Source organism: Clostridium sp. SY8519 (assembly GCF_000270305.1).
Lineage (GTDB): Bacteria > Bacillota > Clostridia > Lachnospirales > Lachnospiraceae > SY8519.
The window spans coordinates 565,674-585,325 of record NC_015737.1 but is presented as its reverse complement, the minus strand read 5'-3'; the positions used below and the strand labels follow the sequence as shown (position 1 = coordinate 585,325).

The window sequence follows — 19,652 nt, the reverse complement described above, 5'->3', positions numbered from 1 at the left end:
TTTACGGGGGTTACCATTGAACAAACATGAACTGAAATATCTGAAAGTACTGTCCAACCAGTACCCGAGTATTTCCTCTGCGGCCACTGAGATCATCAATCTGAAAGCAATCCTGAGCCTTCCGAAGGGGACGGAGCATTTTATTTCCGATCTGCACGGGGAGTACGAGCAGTTTATCCACATTATGAATAACGGTTCCGGCGCAGTCCGCCGCAAGATCGAGGACGAATTTGGGGTGTCCCTGTCTGTGGTGGAGAAGCGTCAGCTCTCTATGCTGATCTACTATCCGGAACTGAAGATCCGGCAGATTGAGAAGCAGATTACAGACAAAGAGGAACTGGAAGACTGGTACCGGGTGACGATTTTAAGACTCTGCAGAGTCTGCAGACAGGCCGCCAGCAAGTACACCAGATCCAAAGTGCGTAAGGCCATGCCCAAGGATTTTGCCTATATCATGGACGAGCTGATGAACGGCAGAACCGATATTGCGGACCAGGAGGCGTACTATCAGCAGATTGTGAATTCTGTCATCGAGACCCGGCGGGCCGATGAAATGATCATAGATTTCTGCAAGCTGATCCGCCGGTTTGTCATTGACCATCTGCATGTTTTAGGGGATATCTTTGACCGTGGCCAGTATCCCCACCTGATTATGGACGAACTGATGAAGCACCACTCCCTGGATATTCAGTGGGGCAATCATGACATCATCTGGATGGGGGCAGCGGCCGGCAGCGAGGCCTGCATGTGCAACATGCTGCGGATCTCTGCCAAATACGGCAATCTGTCCATCCTGGAGGACAATTACGGCATCAACCTTCTGCCGCTGGCCCAGCTGGCGCTGAAGGTTTACGCCAATGATCCCTGCAAGGCCTTCCATCTGACCGTGGATGATGAAGACTATGATCAGACGAACCGGAGCCTGGATGAAAAGATGCACAAAGCCATCGCCATCATTCAGTTTAAAGTGGAAGGACAGCTGATCCGCAAGCATCCGGAGTTCCATATGGATGACCGCCTGCTCATGGAAAAAATTGATTTAAAGAAAGGCACTGTTCTGTGCTATGGCGTGGAGTATCCGCTGACAGATACGAATTTCCCTACGATGGATCCCAAGGATCCCTACAAGCTTTCCCCGGAAGAGGAAGAAGTGGTCCGGCGGCTGCGGGCAAGTTTTGAAGGCAGTGTGCGGCTGCAGGAGCACATCCGGTTCCTTTACAAAAAGGGAAGTCTGTATAAAGTATATAATGGAAATCTTCTGTTTCACGGGTGTGTGCCGCTGAAGGAAGACGGAACCTTCAATGAGGTGGAGATCTACGGCAAAAAATACAAGGGCAAGGCACTGTATGACATCCTTGATTTTTATGCGCGCCGGGGATATTTTTCCACAGATCCGGAAGAAAAGAAACGGGGACAGGATATTCTCTGGTTTATCTGGAAAAACAAGGAATCGCCGGTGTTTGGCAAAGATAAGATGACCACGTTTGAACGCTATTTCATCGCGGACAAACGAACCCACGAAGAGCCGAAGAATCCATACTATCATCTGTATGAGAAGAAAGAAGTGGTGAACCGGATCCTACACGAATTCGGGCTGACTTCCGAAGATTCCCATATTATCAACGGCCATATGCCGGTGAAGGCAAAGAAGGGAGAGTCTCCCGCCAAATGCGGCGGCAAGGTGCTTGTCATAGACGGCGGTTTTTCCAAGGCATATCAGAAGACCACCGGACTGGCAGGTTATACCCTGACGTACAATTCCTACGGACTGATCCTTACGGCCCACCAGCCCTTCCTGTCACTGGAGGACACGGTGTTAAAGGAACAGGATGTGGAATCCGAGATTATCCTGAAACAGGGCGTCATCCAGCGCAAGCGGGTCGGAGATACGGATACCGGCAAGGTATTACAGGAAAATATCGAAGAACTGGAGCAGCTTCTGCAGGCATACCGCAGCGGCGAAATCCTGGAAAAAGAATAAGAAGCAAAAAAATACCGGGGCATCCGCCGTCCATGAGGAATCATGGCGGCCGGATGCCCCGGCGCTGTCAGATGAAATGCTGTCAGAAACTGCTGGGGATGATCAGCGGTTTTTCAGCTTGTCGATCATAACGGGAATTACCTTGTGGAGATCCGCCACTACACCATAGTGGGCCAGATCAAAAATCGGCGCCTGGGGATCGGTATTGACCGCCACAATGACGTCAGATTCTTTCATGCCCGCCACATGGGGTTCCGCGCCGGAAATACCGAAGGCGAGATAGAGCTTAGGGGTGACGGTCTTGCCGGTAATGCCTACCTGGCGGTCCCTGTCGGTCCAGCCTTCATCGACCGCTGCCCGGCTGGCGGCCACATTGCCGTCCACCAGTCTGGCCAGTTCGAAGAGCTGGTCGAAGGCTTCTTTGCTTCCCATGCCGCGTCCGCCGGAAATCAGGATGTCCGCGTCTTCGATATTGGTTTTCATCAGTTCGTCATCCGGGATAAATCCCAGGAAGCGGGTCAGGCGTACCGAAGCAGGCACTTCGATGGCTGCGTCGGTAACCGCGCCGGGAGCCTTTGCCGGAAAATCCTCGGAAGCTTTCAGCGTACCCGGACGGAAGGTGCCGATCTGGGGGAAGGCGCTGATGGAAATATTGGTATTCAGTTTGCCGTCATAGGACGGACGGATCCAGTTGATCACACTGCCGCTTTCCTGGATGGAAAGAATCACATCGGTGCAGTCGGCAGCCAGGCCCATGCCGCAGCGGGCTGACAGGGCAGCGGAAAGGTCATGGCCGAAGTTTGTGGATCCGATGAGAATGGCTAGCGGGGCATTCTCTGCGGCCAGTTTTTCTGTGATGTAACAGATGTCTTCGAAGCAGCTGTCACTGGCATTGGTGATGACTTCGTCCGCACCATTGGCGAAAGCCGCTGCAGCGGCATCGGCGGGTGCGCTGTCCACGATGACGGCCACTGCCTTCTGTCCCGCTTCCCGGGCCAGGTCCGAAGCCTTCTGCATCAGTTCCAGGCTGACGCGTTTCGGTGTGTGATTGGTCAGTTCAAAAATAACCCAGATATTATGATTGGTCATAACAAAGCCCTCCTTTTAAAAATAATTCTTGTCCAGCAGAAGGTCGGTCAGGGTCTCTGCCTTTTGTTCATCGTCATTTCCCTGAATAAAGATACCCCGGTCCGGACGAATCGGAGGGAAGAGGGCCAGTACCTGGGACGGGCTTTTTAACTGCTCCGGCGACAGGCCGAGAGAAGCGGCGTCCAGGACGGGAATTTCCACTTTTTTCGCGGCCAGCTTGCCTTTGATGTTGACCCCGCGGGGTTTGTTCAGATCTTCGGTGACGGAGCAGATCAGGGGGAAATCAGCGGAAAGCTGTTCGTAGCCGGCGCCGGCTTTGCGCATGATCGTCAGGCCGGTGTCAGTGATTTCCATTTTCGCCGCCTGGGTAAGAATGCCGACGCCCGCTAAGGCGCCGATTTTGCCCGGAATCTGGGCGGTGGCGCCGTCAACAGAGCGGGCGCCGCAGAAAATCGCGTCATAGGGGCCGGTCTGCTCTGCGGCAGCCGCCAGTGCCCGTGCGGTCACCAGCGTGTCCGCGCCGGCAAGCTGGGGATCTGTGATGCGGAAGGCGCGTTTGACGCCCATGCCCAGCACTTCCCGGAGGATGGTCTCGGAACTGTCCGGACCCATGGTAATGGCTGTGACTTCGTCGTCCGCGGCGGAGGCCAGGGTCAGCGCCGCCTCTACGGCATGCAGATCTGCCGGGTTGATGATCCGGGAGACATTCTCACGGTCGATGGTGTGGGTAGACGGGTCAATGCGTATTTCTGAAACACTTGGGACTTCTTTGATGAGAACAAGACATTTCATAGGGGGGTCTCCTTTCTTTTCAATCGTTCTGAATACATCTTAGAACAATATGGGGGCTGAGACAAGCGGTTTCTTCATCTTTGCCGTTCTGTCCGGTAGAAGCGCAGGCCTTCTCGGAAGAACTGGACGGAGCGGAAAAACACAATAAAGGCCAGCAGGAACCCGATTTCTATGCCTGCAGTAGTAAGAAACAGGCTTTTGGCGGCGTCGTAGCACTGGGAAAGGTTATCCCCCATCAGACCGTTGATACAGCGGTAGAAGCTGGCGCCGGGGAGAAGCGGAACGACAGCCGGAATCAGGAAAATATTGGCCGGGGCTTTCCACAGCCGGGCCGCGGCTTCCGCGTAGCATTCAATGGCCATGGCTGCAGCCGCGTTGGAGAGGAAAAGACTGCCGCTGACATAGTCCACCAGCAGATAGACAATCCAGCCCAGTATGCCGCCCACAGCGGCTTCCAGGATGCGTTTCCGCTGGATCCGGAAGTAAACGGAAAACCCCAGGGAACCCAGAAATGCCAGAACCAGCTGCTCCGGCCACGGAATGATATTGATGGGAATGCTGGGAACCGGGACGCTGACGCTGTGCAGCAGCAGTTTGGCGAGAAAGAAGCCGGCGGTCAGCGCCGTGGCGATCAGCAGCGCCTCCACCAGACGGTACATGCCGGTCAGAATATCGCCGTAGAGCATATCCTTGATGGAGTTGCAGAAGGCAAGGGTGGGGATAAACAGGAAGACTACGGAAATCAGTATTTTATCTAAATGGGTGCCCAGTCCGATCCGCACGAAACCGATGGACAGCAGGCCGCTGACCAGGCAGGCGAAAAGCGTATAGACGATGGTGTTGGTTTTCGGCGTTTTCAGGAAGCGGTCAAAAATAAAGACAACCAGTCCCAGGAGGGCCGCTGCCAGCGCGTCTGCGAGATTGCCCCCGAAAAAGGGAGCCATGGAGCCTGCGCTGAGCATGTAGCAGGCCGCATCCACCCAGTCCCTGTTTCTGCTGCGGGCAATTTCCTGCAGGCGGAAACGGAATTCCTGGGGGGAAAGCGGCGTGCGGCAGATCTCCCGGGCCAGGGCGTTGTACAGCTCCAGTTTGCGCAGATTGACGCCATAGCCGATGATCCGTTTGCTCTGGGTCCAGATGGTTCCGTCTGCGTAGCGCACCGTGCACAGTACCATGGAAGAGATCGAAAATACTTCCACGGATTTGGCGTGATAGGCCCGCAGCACCCGGCGGATCGTATCCTCCACCCGGCGGACTTCCGCGCCGGACTGGACCATGCGGCGGCCGAGTTCCAGCGTGGCGTCCAGCAGTTCCCGCTGTGAGTCTCCCATCAGATATTTTTTCATTTTCCCCCTCTTTCCCGGGCAGGGCCCGATGCTCTCTCTGCTATGGATCTTACCGCGTTGGGGGATAGAGTTCAACCGGATTTCAGGTAAAATTCCATTTACCGGTGAAGCGGAACGGCTGTACCGGGAGATCTCGGGAAAAGGGGCGGCGCATTTTGCCGGGGCATGGTTTTGTGGTAAAGTAAAAGAAACCGGGAACCACAGAAGACAGGAGGAACAGCAATATGACAATCGCACAGATCGCGTGCTTCGTAGAAGCGGCGGGAACAGGGAGTTTTTCAAAGGCGGCGATGCATCTGTTTATCAGTCAGCAGACCGTCAGCCGGCAGATCAGATCACTGGAAAATGAACTGGGGGTAAAACTGTTTCAGCGCAGAAATACCGGTGTGGTTCTGACGGAACAGGGCAGACTGTTTTATGAAGTGGAAAGTGAGCTCCTCCGTCAGCACCAGACCCTGATCGACCGGATCCGGGACAGTACCCATCCGGACAATCAGCGGCTGCGCATCGGCCTGGGCGGGTTCAGCAGTTATGATGAGCAGCGCCTGGCAGGGACGATTCTCTCCTTCAGCAGGGAAAATCCGGAACTGGAAGTGGAGTACCGGGTGCTTCCGGTGAATACTGCGCTGGAATGGATGGATGAGGGGAAGCTGGATCTGCTGATTACGTTCCAGTCCGAACTGGAAAAAACCAGGGATCTGTATATCCGTCCCCTTCCCTTTGGCAGAACAGAGATCGGAATCGTGATTTCCCAGAATCATCCCTGTGCCTCCCGCAGGAATCTGAAATTTGCGGATCTGAAAGACGAAGTGTGGGGCGTGCTTTCCCCCAGTGTTTCCCTGGACCACAAACTGCGCCTGCAGCAGCGTCTGGAACATGATGAAGGGCTGACGAATGTGCGGATAAAGGAATACACGTCCAAAAGCAACCTGCAGATTGCGCTGGTCAACGGAAAGTGTGTGACGTTTGTCTATGAAGATATCATGAACGGGATGGAAGACAGCCTGAAATTTTATCCCCAGCCCGGGGACCGGGAACTGGCGCAGATCTGCATGGCGTGGAAGATGGGGGAATATACCACAAAAGCCAGAAATCTCGCGGATTTTATGCAGCAGCATCTGGAATAAGAGGGCGTGGGGAACGCGGCCGGGTGCCGGAAGGTTTTTGCGGGAGGAATGAACCTGCAGCGTAGGGGAATCAAAGACCTTTGATACAGTGGAAAGGGTGTCACGGATATGCAAAAACGATGTACGCAGGGACAGCGTCAGCTGTTATACTGTAAGTGTAAGAATCCATGGAACAGACTGCGGAACCGGGTGTCGGGCGCTTAAGCCCCGTGCCGCGGCAGAAGGCGGGAATGTCCGGCGGCGCAGTCACTGGAGTGAAGGAGGAGTAGGAGTTATGAAAAGCAATTTTGGTAAAAAGGGATGGTGGATCATTATCTTTACGCTGCTGATCTACATGTTTACCTGTGCTGTACCGGACACGTTAAATGTGGTCACCGGCGGATTCGCCCATACCTTCGGGATGGCTTCCGACAGCCCGCTGCTGATTTTTTCTGCGGTCGGCGGATTTGTGGGCATTCCGCTGGCACTGATCGCCGGCCACATTATTTCACGCAAAGGCGTGAAGGGACCGGCAGTTATCATGATGTTCGCACTGGCAGTGCTGTGGTTCTTCTATGGCAGATGCGCCACCCTGCAGCAGTTTGCTGTGGTGGCAACCATTATTACCGCACTGTCTAACACAGTGAATCTGGTGGTTACCCAGCAGCTGATGAGCAACTGGTTCCCGAAGAAAAAGGGACTTGCCCTGGGATGGGCGACCATGGGTATGCCGCTGGACAGTGCCATTACGGTGGCCGTATTCCAGGTGCTGCTGACAAAGGTCGGATTTGCTGCACCGTTCTACATGATGGTGGCAATCATGGCGGTTCTGGCAGTTGTAATGATCCTGGCAGTGAAATCCTATCCGGAAGAGGCCGGCGCATTCCCGGATAACGAAGAGATTTCTGAAGCAGAGAAAAAAGCAAACATGGAGCTGTTCTCCCACTATCAGTCAGATTTTACAGTAGGAAAGCTGTTCCGCACACCGGCCTTCTGGCTTCTGGTGATTGTCTTCGGCTTCCTGTTCATCGGACTGGTAGGAACAATCTCACAGATGGTTCCCCGTATGGTCAGCATCGGTTTCGGTCCGAATACCGCAGTTATGTGGCTGACCATCGCTTCCCTGATCGGCATTCCGGCTTCTTATCTCTGGGGACTGATTGACCAGGCGGCAGGCACGAAAAAGACCGTTGTGATCTTTACCGTGATCTGGGCAGTCATGATGCTGCTCTCCTCACTGGGATGCAGCAGCCGATCCCATGGCCTGACCATTACCAGCATAGTCATTTTCGCATGCTTAAACGGCGGCCTGGGCAACCTGATGCCTTCCATGTGCATCAGCGTCTTCGGCAGATTCGATTTCGCGCAGGCCAATAAACTGATGGTACCCTTTGTAGTAGGCATCCGTACGCTGGCATTCCTGATTATTCCGGGAATACTTCTGGCGGCAGGCAAAAATGTATCCGGCGGATTTGCCCGGGTATTCCTGGTATTTACCATTCTCGCGGTGATCGCCCTGATTGCCTCCCTGTTCCTTCCGAAGGAAAGCATCGGACGGGAAAGCGCAATGTGATCCGCGGATCCCGCGCACAGCAGTAAGAGCAGTAAAAAAGGGCTGCCGGGAAACCGGCAGCCCATGAAAAAACGGGACGGTGTGGTTCTTGGAAACCACACCGTCCCGTTTTTTGTGTCACAGCCTGTAACGCGCGGACCGTGCAGGTTACAGAAGCGTGATACCGTGTTCTGCCAGGTTTTTCAGATCTGCTTCCGGCCAGAGGGAGCACTGGACTTCTCCGATATGGGCCTTGCGCAGGAAGAAGAGGCAGATCCTGGACTGACCGATTCCGCCGCCGATGGTGTAAGGCAGTTCCCGGTCCAGGATGGCTTTCTGGAAAGGAAGGTTCGCGCGCTCTTCGCAGCCTGCTTTTTTCAGCTGGCTGGCCAGGGCGGTTTCGTCTACCCGGATGCCCATGGAGGAAAGTTCCAGGGCGATGTCCAGCACCGGATAGTATACCAGGATGTCCGCGTTCAGGGACCAGTCATCGTAGTCCGGAGCCCGTCCGTCATGGGGTTCGCCGTTGGCGAGTTTGTCGCCGATCTGCATCAGGCAGACAGCGCCCTTTGCCTTGGTGATATAGTATTCCCGTTCTTTTGGTGTGTTGTCCGGGAACATTTCCTCCAGTTCGGAAGTAGTGATAAAGAAGATATCCTTCGGAAGAAATTCTTCAATGTAATCATACTGGATGGACATGTAAAGCTCGGTTTTTCGCAGGATGCTGTAAATCTCCTTTACGGTATCCTTCAGGTAGTTCAGATTGCGCTTTTCCTTGCTGATGATTTTTTCCCAGTCCCATTGATCCACATAGATGGAGTGGATGTTGTCGGTGATTTCGTCCCGGCGGATGGCGTTCATGTCCGCGTAAAGGCCGGTGTCTTCCGCAAAGCCGTATTTTTTCAGGGCAAAGCGTTTCCATTTGGCCAGGGAGTGCACCACTTCGGCAGTGCGGCCTTTCTGTTCCCAGATATCAAAGGATACGGCGCGTTCCACGCCGTTTAAGTCATCGTTCAGGCCGCTGGACGGGTCCACAAACAGCGGGGCTGTGACCCGGGATAAGTTCAGCTTTTTGGCCAGCAGGCTCTGGAAAAAGTCTTTGACTGTTTTGATGGCGATCTGTGTCTCGTAAAGATCCAGATCTGATTTGTAGTGTTTCGGGATAATCGTATCGCCCATAGGAGCTCACCTCATGTTTTCTTTCTATAGATTTTATTTGCAGAAAAAGAGAGGGTCCGTAACAACGGAGTCTCTTTGCTGTGCCGGAATTGAATATAATTGAATATAAGAGAGCAGCCGCTTGATGAGGCTGCTCACGGATGGGTCTGCTGTTATGCGTCCGGTCTGATGTCGTCATCCTTCAGCAGGGAAGTACACTGCGGGCAGCGGGTGGCTGCAAGGGGGATGGTGGACTGGCAGTACGGACATACCTTGGTATCCACAGGAGCTTCTGCGGCAGGTTTTTCGAATTTGGTCCGCATGCGGTTGATGGCTTTGACCATACAGAAAATCACCAGCGCAATGATGAAGAAGTTGATCACTGCGGAGATAAACGAACCGTATTTCAGTATATTGCCGCCTGCGGCCTGAGCCGCTGCGATGGATTCATAATGTTTGCCGTCCAGAGAGATGAACAGGTTGGAAAAATCGATATGGCCGGTGAAGATACCGATGATGGGGTTGATCAGGTCGCTGACGATTGAATTGACAATAGCAGTAACCGCACCGCCGATGATGATACCCACAGCCAGGTCAAACATGTTGCCCTTTAATGCGAATTCACGGAATTCCTGCGCAAATTTCTTCATAACACAATCTCCTTATTTCATTTTCCTCTTTCGCGGAGAACCACCGGATAACACTTTCAGTATATAGATTCCGATGTGAAAATTCAAGATGTTTCGCATGGAAGATGGCGGTTTTGCCTTTCCGGCAGACGGCAGCGCCGGGACAGACGGAAACGGAGAACGAAGAGCGGAAAACAGGGAAACAGTGGCAGTAAAATCTCTGCAGGCGGCGGAGACGGTTTGACAGGCCGCGGGGCAGGGGGATATAATTTTGAGCGTTCAGAAAGAGAGGAGAGGATGGGTATGGCGATTGCCGTTACGATGTGCAAGCTGCTGATCACCATGGGGATCGGCTTTTATCTGTTTAAAAAGAATATATTCAATGAAAGGGTGAACGGGGGGCTGTCCGCCATGATTGTGCAGATTGCCTGCCCCTGTATTATCATCAACAGTGTGGCTTCCGTGCCCCATGACAATCCGGAGGCGGTTATCCGTATTTTTATCGCCGGGATTCTGTCCTATTTTCTGTTTATCGGACTGGGCTATGTATTTACCGGGATCATGCGAGTGCCGAAATTTCTGAAAGGGACCTATATCTGCATGTTTGTGTTTGCAAACGCGGCATTTATGGGATTTCCCGTGGTGCAGGCCCTGTTTGGCGATGTGGCAATCTTCTATGTTACAATTTTTAACATGCCCTTTAATCTGTTTATGTTTACCCTGGGCCCCCATTATTTTAAAAAGGACGCTTCCCTGGAAGATCACCCGAAGCCGGTGAAAAAAACCACCCTCCGGGATATTCTGAATAACGGACTGATTGCCAGCGTGATTGCCCTGGTGATTTACTTCGGAAATATACAGCTGCCGGAGGCGTTTTACTCCGTGGTAAGTTTTGTGGGCAACATGACCACGCCCCTGTCCATGATCTGCATCGGCAGCTCGCTGGCGGCAGTTTCCATGCGGCAGATCCGGGAGGAGAAGGGGGTATGGATCATGCTTCCCCTGCGTCTGGCAGTGATCCCGGCCATTGTCTGGGGGTTCCTCCATCTGTTCCTGTCAGATCCCACGCTGATCGCGATCTGTACTATATCCACTGGTATGCCGGTGGCCTCCCTGGTGGCGATGGTATCCGGCGAGAACAAACGGCAGAACCAGGCGGCAGCCATTGGCGTGGCCCTGTCTACCATCTGTTCCATGGTGACCATTCCCATCATGGCTGCCCTCCTGACAGCGGGAACTTAAGCCGGCGGGGTTACTGCCGGCTCATATCTCTGGATTTGCGGACACAGGCCCGCTGGCCTTCGATTACGGCAGAGCGCAGGCCTTTTTCTTCCAGGACCGTTACTGCTTCAATGGTAGTTCCGCCGGGCGAACATACGGCATCTTTCAGCTCGCCGGGATGGCTGCCGGTTTCCAGTACCATGCGGGCGGCGCCTGCGACAGACTGGGCGGCAAAGTGCAGCGCCTGGGCCCGGGGCATGCCGTCGGCCACTGCGGCATCGGCCATTGCCTCGATGAACATATACACATAGGCGGGCGAAGAGCCGCTGACACCTACGACAGCGTCCATCAAAGACTCGTCAATGACTTCGGCTTCACCGAAGCTGTTGAAAATCTGCAGGGCCACGGCCATGTCTTCGTCGGTTACGGCATCATTGCGGCACAGGGCGCTCATGGAAGCGCCGACCATGGCGGGCGTGTTGGGCATGGCCCGGATCAGACGGATCGGGCGGCCGAAGGCTTCCTGGATTTTGGCCAGGGGCTGGCCTGCCGCAATGGAGATAATCAGGGTTTCACTGCTGACGGTTTCCCGAATCTGGGGGATGATTTCAGCGAATTTGTTTGGCTTTACTGCCAGCAGGAGGATATCCGCGAAGGCAGCGGCATCCGAGGCGGAAGTGGTAGCCTGAATGGAGAAGCGGTCGCTGACGGCATCGGCGGTCAGGCGGCGGGAAGTGCATGCCATGATATTTCCGGGGGCAAACACCTGGGCCGACAGCAGGCCTTTGACAATGGCGGTTCCCATATTTCCACATCCGATCAGCGCTATTTTTTTATTCATCATATCCGGTTTCGTCCTTTCCCATCAAAAAACAATATTCTGCATAAAAATAAAAATACCCCCGGGGCGGACAAATGTCAACGCCGCGGGGGTACTGGGGGACAAAGGAAATCAGAAATCTGTGAAGTTCTTTTCTTTTCTGCCTTCGATGAAAGCGTTCATGCCTTCTAATTTGTCGTGGGTGGAGTTGGTCAGACCGAAGAGGTTTGCCTCATATTCCACTGCGTTCTTGATATCCATGTCGTAGCCGTTGTTGATGGCTGCTTTGGCGATGGATACTGCGTAGCTTGCGTTGCGGGCAATCTTGGATGCCATCTTCTTGGCGGTAGCCATCAGATCTGCCTGCGGAACGACTTTGTTTACCAGACCGATGCGGTAAGCTTCGTCTGCTTTGATGTTGGATGCGGTAAAGATCATCTCTTTTGCGCGTCCCATGCCTACCAGACGTGCAAGTCTCTGTGTGCCGCCGAATCCGGGGATGATGCCAAGGCCCACTTCCGGCTGGCCGAAGATTGCGTTATCGGAAGCGATGCGGATATCGCATGCCATGCTGATCTCGCATCCGCCGCCCAGAGCGAAGCCGTTGACTGCGGCGATGGTAACCTGACGCATGTTCTGGAGTTTAAAGAAAGGCTCCGCAGCGCGCATACCGAACGCACGTGCTTCAGCTGCTGTAAAGCCAACCATCTCTTTGATGTCTGCGCCTGCAACGAAAGATTTTTCACCGGAGCCGGTAAGGATCAGCACTTTGATGTCGTCCCGTGCTTCTACCTCTGCAAGGCAGGTGTTCAGCTCGTCCAGAGTCTCGCTGTTTAATGCGTTGAGGGCTTTGGGTCTGTTGATGGTTAATACAGCAATGCTGTCTTCAACTTCAAGGATAAGATTATTCATTTTGTTTTCCTCCTTTTTGTCTGTTGATTCACTTATAAAACAGTATACACCATTTGACAGAAAAAAAGAATATTCGGCCATGAAATTTCTTGTTTCCAGTCCAATGCATAAATGCTATGATGAAGGAACTGCCGGGGGAAAAGATCCGGCAGAATGTGACAGAACAAACTATGACAGATCAAAACTATGACAGAATAATCATGCAGCAGTACAAAGGAACAGAAGAAAAAGAGGAAAAAATTATGGCAGAAGAGATTTCACTTGCGCAGCTGTATCAGCCGCTGACGGACTGGTACGTGGTCAATGCCCGGGTTCTGCCCTGGCGGCAGGATCCGACGCCCTATCATGTCTGGGTGTCGGAGATTATGCTTCAGCAGACCCGGGTGGAAGCAGTCAGGCCGTATTACGCGCGTTTTCTGAAAGAACTGCCGGATGTGGCGGCGCTGAGCAGGTGCCCGGAGGAAAAGCTTCTGAAACTCTGGGAAGGCCTCGGATATTATAACCGCGTCAGAAACATGCAGAAGGCGGCACAGACCGTAATGGAAGAATACGGCGGTCGTCTGCCGGCGGATTACGAAAAACTGCGTTCTCTGCGCGGGATCGGCAGTTATACAGCCGGAGCGGTGGCGTCCATCGCCTTTGGCATTCCGGTGCCGGCGGTGGACGGCAATGTGCTGCGGATTCTCATGCGTGTCTTCGGGGACGATTCGGACATTGCCAGACAGTCCGTAAAGACCCGTACGGAAAAGCAGCTTTTGGCGTTTATGCAGGATCCGCCCATGCCGCAGCCGGGCAGATTCAACCAGGCGCTGATGGAACTGGGCGCCACAGTCTGTCTGCCGAATGGAGCGCCGCTGTGTGATGCCTGCCCTTGGAACCGGATGTGCCGGGCAAAGGCAGAGAACCGGATCGGGGAGCTGCCGGTCAGGACAAAAGGGGCAAAACGCCGGATCGAGCACCGAACCGTACTGATTATCCGGGCGGGAGAGCGGGTGCTGCTGCACCGCAGGCCGTCCCGGGGACTCCTGGCCGGACTGTATGAATTCCCCAACGTGGAGCAGACACTGGACGAGGGAGAGGCCGCGCAGACGGCAGACCGCATGGGCCTGACACCGCTGCGGATCCGGCGGGTGGAAGACGCGAAACATATTTTTTCCCATGTGGAATGGCATATGACCGGCTATCTGATTCAGGTGGATCCCGGGAGCCGCAGGCCGGAAGGCATGATTTTTGCTGAACCGGAGGATACGGCAGGACGTTATCCGATTCCCTCTGCCTTTTCCGCTTATGTGAAATACGCCGGTGTTTTCGGGAAGGCGGAAGATGAGATGTGATTTGTAATTTATCTCTATTATTGCTATACTGTACCTACTATGCGGCAGACAGATGTCTGCAGGAAGCAGAATTCCGCCAATGGGGGCGGTGGATCAGACAGTTTCCGGGTCTGATCGGAAAATAGTTATCTGGTGAGAAAATGACGAAACTATTATCAATCGCAGTGCCCTGCTACAATTCGCAGGATTACATGGACCGCTGCTTAAAGACACTGATTCCGGGAGGCGATCCGGTAGAGATCATTATAGTAGATGACGGATCCACAGACCGGACAGCAGAGATTGCCGATCATTACGCACAGGAGTATCCCTCGATCATCCGGGTAGTGCATCAGGAGAACAAAGGCCACGGCGGCGCGCTGAACACAGCGATGAGCATTGCCACCGGCAAATATTTCAAAGTCGTCGACAGCGATGACTGGGTGGATGAAATTGCCTACCGCCGGATCCTGAACACACTGGCTTCCCTTACGGCGGCGGACTGCACCATTGATATGCTGATCAGCAACTTCGTTTATGAGAAAGTCGGTGCCCGCCACAAAAAGAGGGTTCATTATCACAAGATCATTCCGGTGAATCAGCTGTTCGGATGGAAAGACGCCCGCCGCTTCGGTTTGGGCAAGTATTTCCTCATGCATTCCATTATCTATCGGACGGCGCTTCTGCGGGAATGTGGCCTGAAACTGCCGGAACACACCTTTTATGTGGATAATCTCTTTGTCTATGTTCCGATGCCGTATGTGAAGCGGATGTATTATCTGGATGTGGACTTTTACCGTTACTATATCGGCAGGGAGGATCAGTCAGTCAATGAAAAGGTGATGATCAGCAGGATCGACCAGCAGCTGCGGGTCAACAAGCTTCTGATTGATGCATACGATCCCTGGAAGATCAGAAATGAGCGCCTGCGGCAGTACATGCTAAATTTTATCGAGATTGTGACCATGGTCACAACGATTTTGCTGATCAAGTCCAATACCGATGAAAATATCCGGAAAAAAAGAGAATTCTGGCGTTATATCAAAACCGGCTACCCGAAGCTGTACCGGTGGCTGACCCGCCATTTTATGGAGTTTGTCTTTAATCTGCCGGGCAAGCTGGGAAACAAGCTTGTGGTGGTGATCTATATGGTGGTACAGAAGGTATACGGATTTAATTAAACCGAAAGAAATAGAAAAGAAAACAGCTGTCATAGAAAAAGCCCGGAGGGCGGCATCGTCGGATGCCGTTCTCCGGGCCTTTTGTAACTCCGCTTAATATTTCACGGAACTTAAATCGTTGATGACCTGCCGTTTCATCTCATAGAGCCGGTCCGAAAGGTCCACATAGACTTCCGCCGGGTTGTTGAACCGCTTATTCTCTGCCCAGAGGGTGTCCTTTTCCCGGGCGCAGATTTCGCGGATTTCCATGGTTGTCGGAGAGGAGTAGACACATTTGCCGTTTTCAAATACGGGAACCAGAAGCCTGCGCAGCGTGTAGGTCCCGCCGGGCAGGGTGGTCTTTTTCCAGGTTTCGTTGGGATCAAACAGGGTCAGGTCCTCGGAAGGGTCGAATTCCTCGCCGGCGATGCAGATCAGATCCGCACGGATCTTGCCGCTGGTTTTGTCGTAAATGCGGTAGATCTCCTTGTTGCCCGGGTTGGTGATTTTTTCCGTGTTTTCCGATAATTTGATCTTGGGAATGAAGCGGCCGTTCTCGTCTTCTATGGCAGCCAGTTTGTACACGCCGCCCAGGGCAGGACAGTCCCGGGAGGTGATTAGGCTGGTGCCGACGCCCCAGGAAGTGATGGCGGCGCCCTGCTGTTTTAAGGACTGGATCAGATATTCATCCAGATCGTTGGAAGCGGAAATGATAGCATCCGGGAAGCCGGCTCTGTCCAGTTCGGCCCGGACTTTCTTGGACAGATAAGCCAGATCGCCGCTGTCCATACGGACGCCGTAGTTTGTCAGGGTGACGCCTTTTTCCTTCATTTCCCGGAAGACACGGATCGCATTGGGCAGCCCGGAGCGCAGGGTGTCATAGGTATCAATCAGAAGGATACAGCCGTCCGGATAAAGTTCCGCATAATTCCGGAACGCAGTGTATTCATCCGGGAAGCTCATGATCCAGCTGTGGGCATGGGTGCCTTTCACCGGTACATTGAAGACCTGGCCGGTGAGCACATTGGAAGTGCCGACGCAGCCGCCGATGACAGCAGCCCGGGCACCGTAGATGCCGGAATCCGGTCCCTGGGCCCTGCGCAGGCCGAACTCCATGACGCTGTCATTTTCCGCGGCGTAACATACCCGGGAAGCTTTCGTGGCAATCAGGGTCTGATGGTTGATGATATTCAGCAGGGCGGTTTCAATGAGCTGGGCTTCCATAATAGGGGCCACGACTTTCAGCAGAGGCTCCCGGGGAAAGACCACGGTGCCTTCCGGAATGGCGTAGATACTGCCGGAAAAACGGAATCTGCTGAGATAGTCCAGAAAATCCGAATCGAAGATTTTCAGGGATTCCAGATAGCGGATGTCATCTGTGGAAAAGTTCAGGTTTTTGATATATTCCACCACCTGCTCCAGACCGCAGCAGATGGCGTAGCCTCCGTTGCTGGGGTTCTGGCGGTAGAAGACATCGAAGACCACGTTTTTCCGGCTGCCGGTTTTGAAATAGCCCTGCATCATGGTCATTTCATAAAGATCGGTCATCAGGGTAAGATTCTGTGTTGCCATGGGTTCGCTCCTTTATCTGTCAGCGCATTGGTCGGTAAGCACGAAGTACAGTTGTTAAGATTATACTTCATTCCGGCGAAAGTGCAAGCAAAGCGGGGCTGCGGGGAGGGCAAATCTGCTGTATTTCTCGGGAAGCAGGGTGGAAAACCCCGGGCCGGGGATGAAAAAATATAAGGAAAAAAGCAGAAAATATACATTTTATGGAATAATATGCAAGCTTCTGTTTGTTTTTGCTGATGTGCTGTGCTAAAATATTCAAGTGACACAGTCAGGAAGTGTGTATCTGACTGCAGAAAATCTGATTTATATTTTTTCTGGAAGGGGAAAAGAACGATGAAAAAAAGAATGACAAAGCTTATCAGCGCAGCAGTAATCGGCGCCATGGCCCTCGGCCTGGCAGCATGCGGTTCCTCCGCGGACAAATCCGGCACTGCAGGCGGCGCGTCTTCTGCCGCGTCCAGCACATCCGCTGAGACTGCTTCGGTTTCCACCGTGGAAAAAGGCAAGCTGCATATGGCTACCAACGCCCAGTTCCCGCCCTATGAGATGACAAAGGATGACGGCGGCTACGAAGGCATCGACGTGGAGATCGCCGAAGCCATTGCCAAGAAACTGGATCTGACACTGGTGGTGGATGATATGGACTTCTCCGCAGTGGTTACATCCGTACAGAGCGGCAAGGAAGATATGGCAATGGCCGGTCTGACCGTAAATGACGAACGGAAGAAGAATGTAGATTTTACAGACACCTACGCAAAGGCAGTACAGAAGATCATTGTAAAGAAAGGATCTTCCATTAAGACCGCCAAGGATCTGAAGAAGGCAGGAAAGATCGGCGTACAGGAAGGCACCACCGGCGCAACCTACTGCACCGATGATTTCGGCGCTGACCATGTGACCGCGTATACCAACGGCGCGACTGCAGTCCAGGCCCTGGTAAGCGGCAAGGCAGATGCAGTGGTCATCGACAGCGAACCGGCCAAGGAATTTGTAAAGAACAATGACGGCCTGAAGATTCTGGATTCCAGCTATGTGGAAGAAGAATATGCCATCGGCATCAACAAGAAGAATCCGGAACTGCGCAAAGCGATCAACAATGCTCTGAACGAACTGAAAAAAGACGGAACCGTTCAGAAGATCATTGACAAATACATTACAGCAGACGGGACGAAATAAGTATGAAGTTTCCGAAGGGGCGGTATCAGGCTGCCCCTTCGTTACGCAAGGAGAACAGTGAAAGTGGGAAGCAACAGTTTAAGAGATCAGTTCATACAGAGCTTTGTGGCGGAAGGCAGATGGAAGCTGTACCTGAACGGACTGAGAACATCCATTATTCTGACGATATTCGCGCTGATCCTGGGACTGATCCTGGGAGTGGCGGTGGCCGTCGTGCGCACACAGTATCTGCAGAAACGCGGAAAAAAAGGATTCGGACTTTCGGTGCTCAACGGCATCTGTCAGGTCTATGTTACAGTGATCCGCGGCACCCCTATGATGGTACAGCTGCTGATCTGGGGCTTTGTCGTATTTGCCGCCAGCAGGAATCTGCTGGGCATCGCGATTATCGCCCTGGGGATCAATTCCGGTGCTTATGTATCGGAGATTATCCGAAGCGGAATCCTGTCCGTGGATATCGGCCAGATGGAAGCCGGCCGTTCCCTGGGCATGAGCTACGGAAATGTCATGAAAGATATCATTATTCCGCAGGCAGTGAAGAATATTCTGCCGGCCCTGGGAAATGAATTTATCACACTGTTTAAGGATACTTCCCTGGTCACTGTGATCGGGCTGATGGATCTGACGAAGGTGGCTATGACGATTCAGGCCAAAACCTATCAGGCACTGATGCCGTTTGTGGGCATCGCGCTTATGTATCTTGTCATTGTCATGATTCTGACATGGCTGCTTGGAAGACTGGAAAGGAGACTGCGTCGAAGTGAGCGAAGATAATACACTGATCCGGATCGAACATCTGACCAAGGCCTTCGGGGACCATGTGGTGCTGGATGATATTTCCGCGGAGATTCAGACCGGGGAAAAAGTGGTAATCATCGGCCCCTCCGGTTCCGGCAAGTCCACTTTCCTGCGCTGCATGAATCTGCTGGAACTGCCGACCGGCGGGCAGATTTATTTTGACGGCGCCGAAATCACCGCCCCCAAGGCGGACGTAAACGGGATCCGTCAGCAGATGGGAATGGTATTCCAGCACTTTAATCTGTTTCCGAATATGACGGTAAAGAAAAACATCACACTGGCGCCGGTGCGGACCGGACGGATGAAACAGGAAGAAGCGAATCAGACTGCGGAGCGTCTGCTGGACCGGGTAGGTCTTCTGGACAAGGCCGATGCGTACCCGGCTTCCTTATCCGGCGGGCAGAAGCAGCGAATCGCCATTGTCCGGGCGCTGGCCATGAACCCGAAGATGATGCTGTTTGACGAACCTACCAGCGCGCTGGATCCGGAGATGGTGGGCGAGGTGCTGGATCTGATGAAGGCACTGGCAGACGACGGAATGACGATGGCGGTGGTCACCCATGAGATCGGATTCGCCAAGGAAGTGGCCAACCGTGTACTGTTTGTGGACGGCGGAAAGATTCTGGAAGATGATACACCGGAGAATTTCTTCGCGTCCCCGAAAACCGAGCGTGCCCGGGAGTTCCTGAGCAAAGTGCTGGTTTAGGCAGAGGAAAATAACATTGACTTTTTGCATGGAAGTCACTATAATTTTTGAGAGTATCTTCCGGGGAAGATGCGTATCCGAAAGCAGAATACAGCAAAGACGATGACGAAGACAGTATGGCATGCGGGAACGTCACAGCGAGCCGGGGCGGTGAGAGCCGGTATCAGTAGCACATGCAGGAACATCACTTTATCAGTTGCAGCCCGAACGGAGAGATCCTGGTAGGCGCTGACGGCATCCAGCCGTGACAGGGAACAGTATAGGGCAGATGTCCCGTACTCTGAACAGGTGGTTAACGAACTCTAAGAGCCCGTCCTTTTC

The 19,652-nt window shown here is 53.3% G+C and carries 19 protein-coding genes; 11 read left to right on the top strand and 8 right to left on the bottom strand.

Annotation, left to right across the window (positions count from 1 at the left end; genetic code table 11):
• Positions 1–16 precede the first annotated feature (16 nt).
• Positions 17–1,981, top strand: a complete 1,965-nt coding sequence (locus CXIVA_RS02770) for a fructose-bisphosphatase class III (RefSeq protein WP_013976501.1) — start codon at positions 17–19, stop codon at positions 1,979–1,981.
• A 102-nt stretch (positions 1,982–2,083) separates the two neighbouring features.
• Here the strand turns inward: CXIVA_RS02770 and CXIVA_RS02765 are convergent, their stop codons facing one another.
• The 3 genes from CXIVA_RS02765 to CXIVA_RS02755 all read right to left on the bottom strand — a co-directional run bounded on the left by CXIVA_RS02765 (position 2,084) and on the right by CXIVA_RS02755 (position 5,208).
• Positions 2,084–3,070: an electron transfer flavoprotein subunit alpha/FixB family protein gene (locus CXIVA_RS02765; RefSeq protein ID WP_013976500.1), complete on the bottom strand. Its 987-nt coding sequence runs from the start codon at positions 3,068–3,070 to the stop codon at positions 2,084–2,086.
• Positions 3,071–3,085: 15 nt separating this feature from the next.
• A complete protein-coding gene (locus CXIVA_RS02760) occupies positions 3,086–3,862 on the bottom strand; it encodes an electron transfer flavoprotein subunit beta/FixA family protein (RefSeq protein ID WP_013976499.1) in 777 nt (258 codons plus the stop codon).
• Positions 3,863–3,936: 74 nt separating this feature from the next.
• A complete protein-coding gene (locus tag CXIVA_RS02755; protein ID WP_013976498.1) occupies positions 3,937–5,208 on the bottom strand; it encodes a threonine/serine exporter family protein in 1,272 nt (423 codons plus the stop codon).
• Positions 5,209–5,432: 224 nt separating this feature from the next.
• On the opposite strand from CXIVA_RS02755, the gene CXIVA_RS02750 reads away from it, so the two are divergent.
• On the top strand, positions 5,433–6,335 hold the full coding sequence (locus CXIVA_RS02750; RefSeq protein WP_013976497.1) for a LysR family transcriptional regulator: 903 nt from the start codon (positions 5,433–5,435) through the stop codon (positions 6,333–6,335).
• 274 nt (positions 6,336–6,609) lie between these two features.
• Positions 6,610–7,887 carry an MFS transporter gene (locus tag CXIVA_RS02745; RefSeq protein ID WP_013976496.1) on the top strand — a complete coding sequence of 426 codons (1,278 nt, stop codon included), beginning with the start codon at positions 6,610–6,612 and terminating at the stop codon, positions 7,885–7,887.
• A 147-nt stretch (positions 7,888–8,034) separates the two neighbouring features.
• Here the strand turns inward: CXIVA_RS02745 and asnA are convergent, their stop codons facing one another.
• Complete coding sequence (gene asnA / locus CXIVA_RS02740; RefSeq protein WP_013976495.1) at positions 8,035–9,045, bottom strand: aspartate--ammonia ligase; 1,011 nt, start codon at positions 9,043–9,045, stop codon at positions 8,035–8,037.
• A 152-nt stretch (positions 9,046–9,197) separates the two neighbouring features.
• Positions 9,198–9,674: a large conductance mechanosensitive channel protein MscL gene (gene mscL / locus CXIVA_RS02735; protein ID WP_013976494.1), complete on the bottom strand. Its 477-nt coding sequence runs from the start codon at positions 9,672–9,674 to the stop codon at positions 9,198–9,200.
• Between the two features lie 97 nt (positions 9,675–9,771).
• Between mscL and CXIVA_RS14455 the strand changes: the two genes are divergently transcribed.
• On the top strand, positions 9,772–9,897 hold the full coding sequence (locus tag CXIVA_RS14455; protein WP_278244610.1) for a hypothetical protein: 126 nt from the start codon (positions 9,772–9,774) through the stop codon (positions 9,895–9,897).
• Positions 9,898–9,956: 59 nt separating this feature from the next.
• The gene (locus CXIVA_RS02730; RefSeq protein ID WP_013976493.1) at positions 9,957–10,895 is read left to right on the top strand and encodes an AEC family transporter; all 939 of its coding nucleotides are present in this window, start codon (positions 9,957–9,959) and stop codon (positions 10,893–10,895) included.
• A 10-nt stretch (positions 10,896–10,905) separates the two neighbouring features.
• Here the strand turns inward: CXIVA_RS02730 and proC are convergent, their stop codons facing one another.
• Both proC and CXIVA_RS02720 read right to left on the bottom strand, forming a co-directional pair.
• On the bottom strand, positions 10,906–11,715 hold the full coding sequence (gene proC, locus CXIVA_RS02725) for a pyrroline-5-carboxylate reductase (protein WP_148267839.1): 810 nt from the start codon (positions 11,713–11,715) through the stop codon (positions 10,906–10,908).
• 111 nt (positions 11,716–11,826) lie between these two features.
• Positions 11,827–12,606 (bottom strand): enoyl-CoA hydratase-related protein, encoded by a 780-nt coding sequence (locus CXIVA_RS02720; protein WP_013976491.1) that lies wholly within the window; start codon positions 12,604–12,606, stop codon positions 11,827–11,829.
• A gap of 116 nt (positions 12,607–12,722) precedes the next feature.
• Between CXIVA_RS02720 and mutY the strand changes: the two genes are divergently transcribed.
• The gene (gene mutY / locus CXIVA_RS02715) at positions 12,723–13,940 is read left to right on the top strand and encodes an A/G-specific adenine glycosylase (RefSeq protein ID WP_347475635.1); all 1,218 of its coding nucleotides are present in this window, start codon (positions 12,723–12,725) and stop codon (positions 13,938–13,940) included.
• Between the two features lie 140 nt (positions 13,941–14,080).
• Positions 14,081–15,100 carry a glycosyltransferase gene (locus CXIVA_RS02710; RefSeq protein WP_041727569.1) on the top strand — a complete coding sequence of 340 codons (1,020 nt, stop codon included), beginning with the start codon at positions 14,081–14,083 and terminating at the stop codon, positions 15,098–15,100.
• Between the two features lie 93 nt (positions 15,101–15,193).
• Here CXIVA_RS02710 and CXIVA_RS02705 read toward each other — a convergent pair whose 3' ends face one another.
• Positions 15,194–16,651: a nicotinate phosphoribosyltransferase gene (locus tag CXIVA_RS02705; RefSeq protein ID WP_013976487.1), complete on the bottom strand. Its 1,458-nt coding sequence runs from the start codon at positions 16,649–16,651 to the stop codon at positions 15,194–15,196.
• Between the two features lie 333 nt (positions 16,652–16,984).
• Between CXIVA_RS02705 and CXIVA_RS02700 the strand changes: the two genes are divergently transcribed.
• The 4 genes from CXIVA_RS02700 (at position 16,985) to CXIVA_RS14450 (ending at position 19,501) form a co-directional block, all read left to right on the top strand.
• The gene (locus CXIVA_RS02700) at positions 16,985–17,827 is read left to right on the top strand and encodes an ABC transporter substrate-binding protein (RefSeq protein ID WP_013976486.1); all 843 of its coding nucleotides are present in this window, start codon (positions 16,985–16,987) and stop codon (positions 17,825–17,827) included.
• A 63-nt stretch (positions 17,828–17,890) separates the two neighbouring features.
• Positions 17,891–18,601, top strand: a complete 711-nt coding sequence (locus CXIVA_RS02695) for an amino acid ABC transporter permease (RefSeq protein WP_242822906.1) — start codon at positions 17,891–17,893, stop codon at positions 18,599–18,601.
• Positions 18,602–18,605: 4 nt separating this feature from the next.
• On the top strand, positions 18,606–19,331 hold the full coding sequence (locus CXIVA_RS02690) for an amino acid ABC transporter ATP-binding protein (RefSeq protein WP_041728259.1): 726 nt from the start codon (positions 18,606–18,608) through the stop codon (positions 19,329–19,331).
• 47 nt (positions 19,332–19,378) lie between these two features.
• Positions 19,379–19,501: a hypothetical protein gene (locus CXIVA_RS14450; protein ID WP_278244609.1), complete on the top strand. Its 123-nt coding sequence runs from the start codon at positions 19,379–19,381 to the stop codon at positions 19,499–19,501.
• The last annotated feature ends 151 nt before the right edge of the window (positions 19,502–19,652 follow it).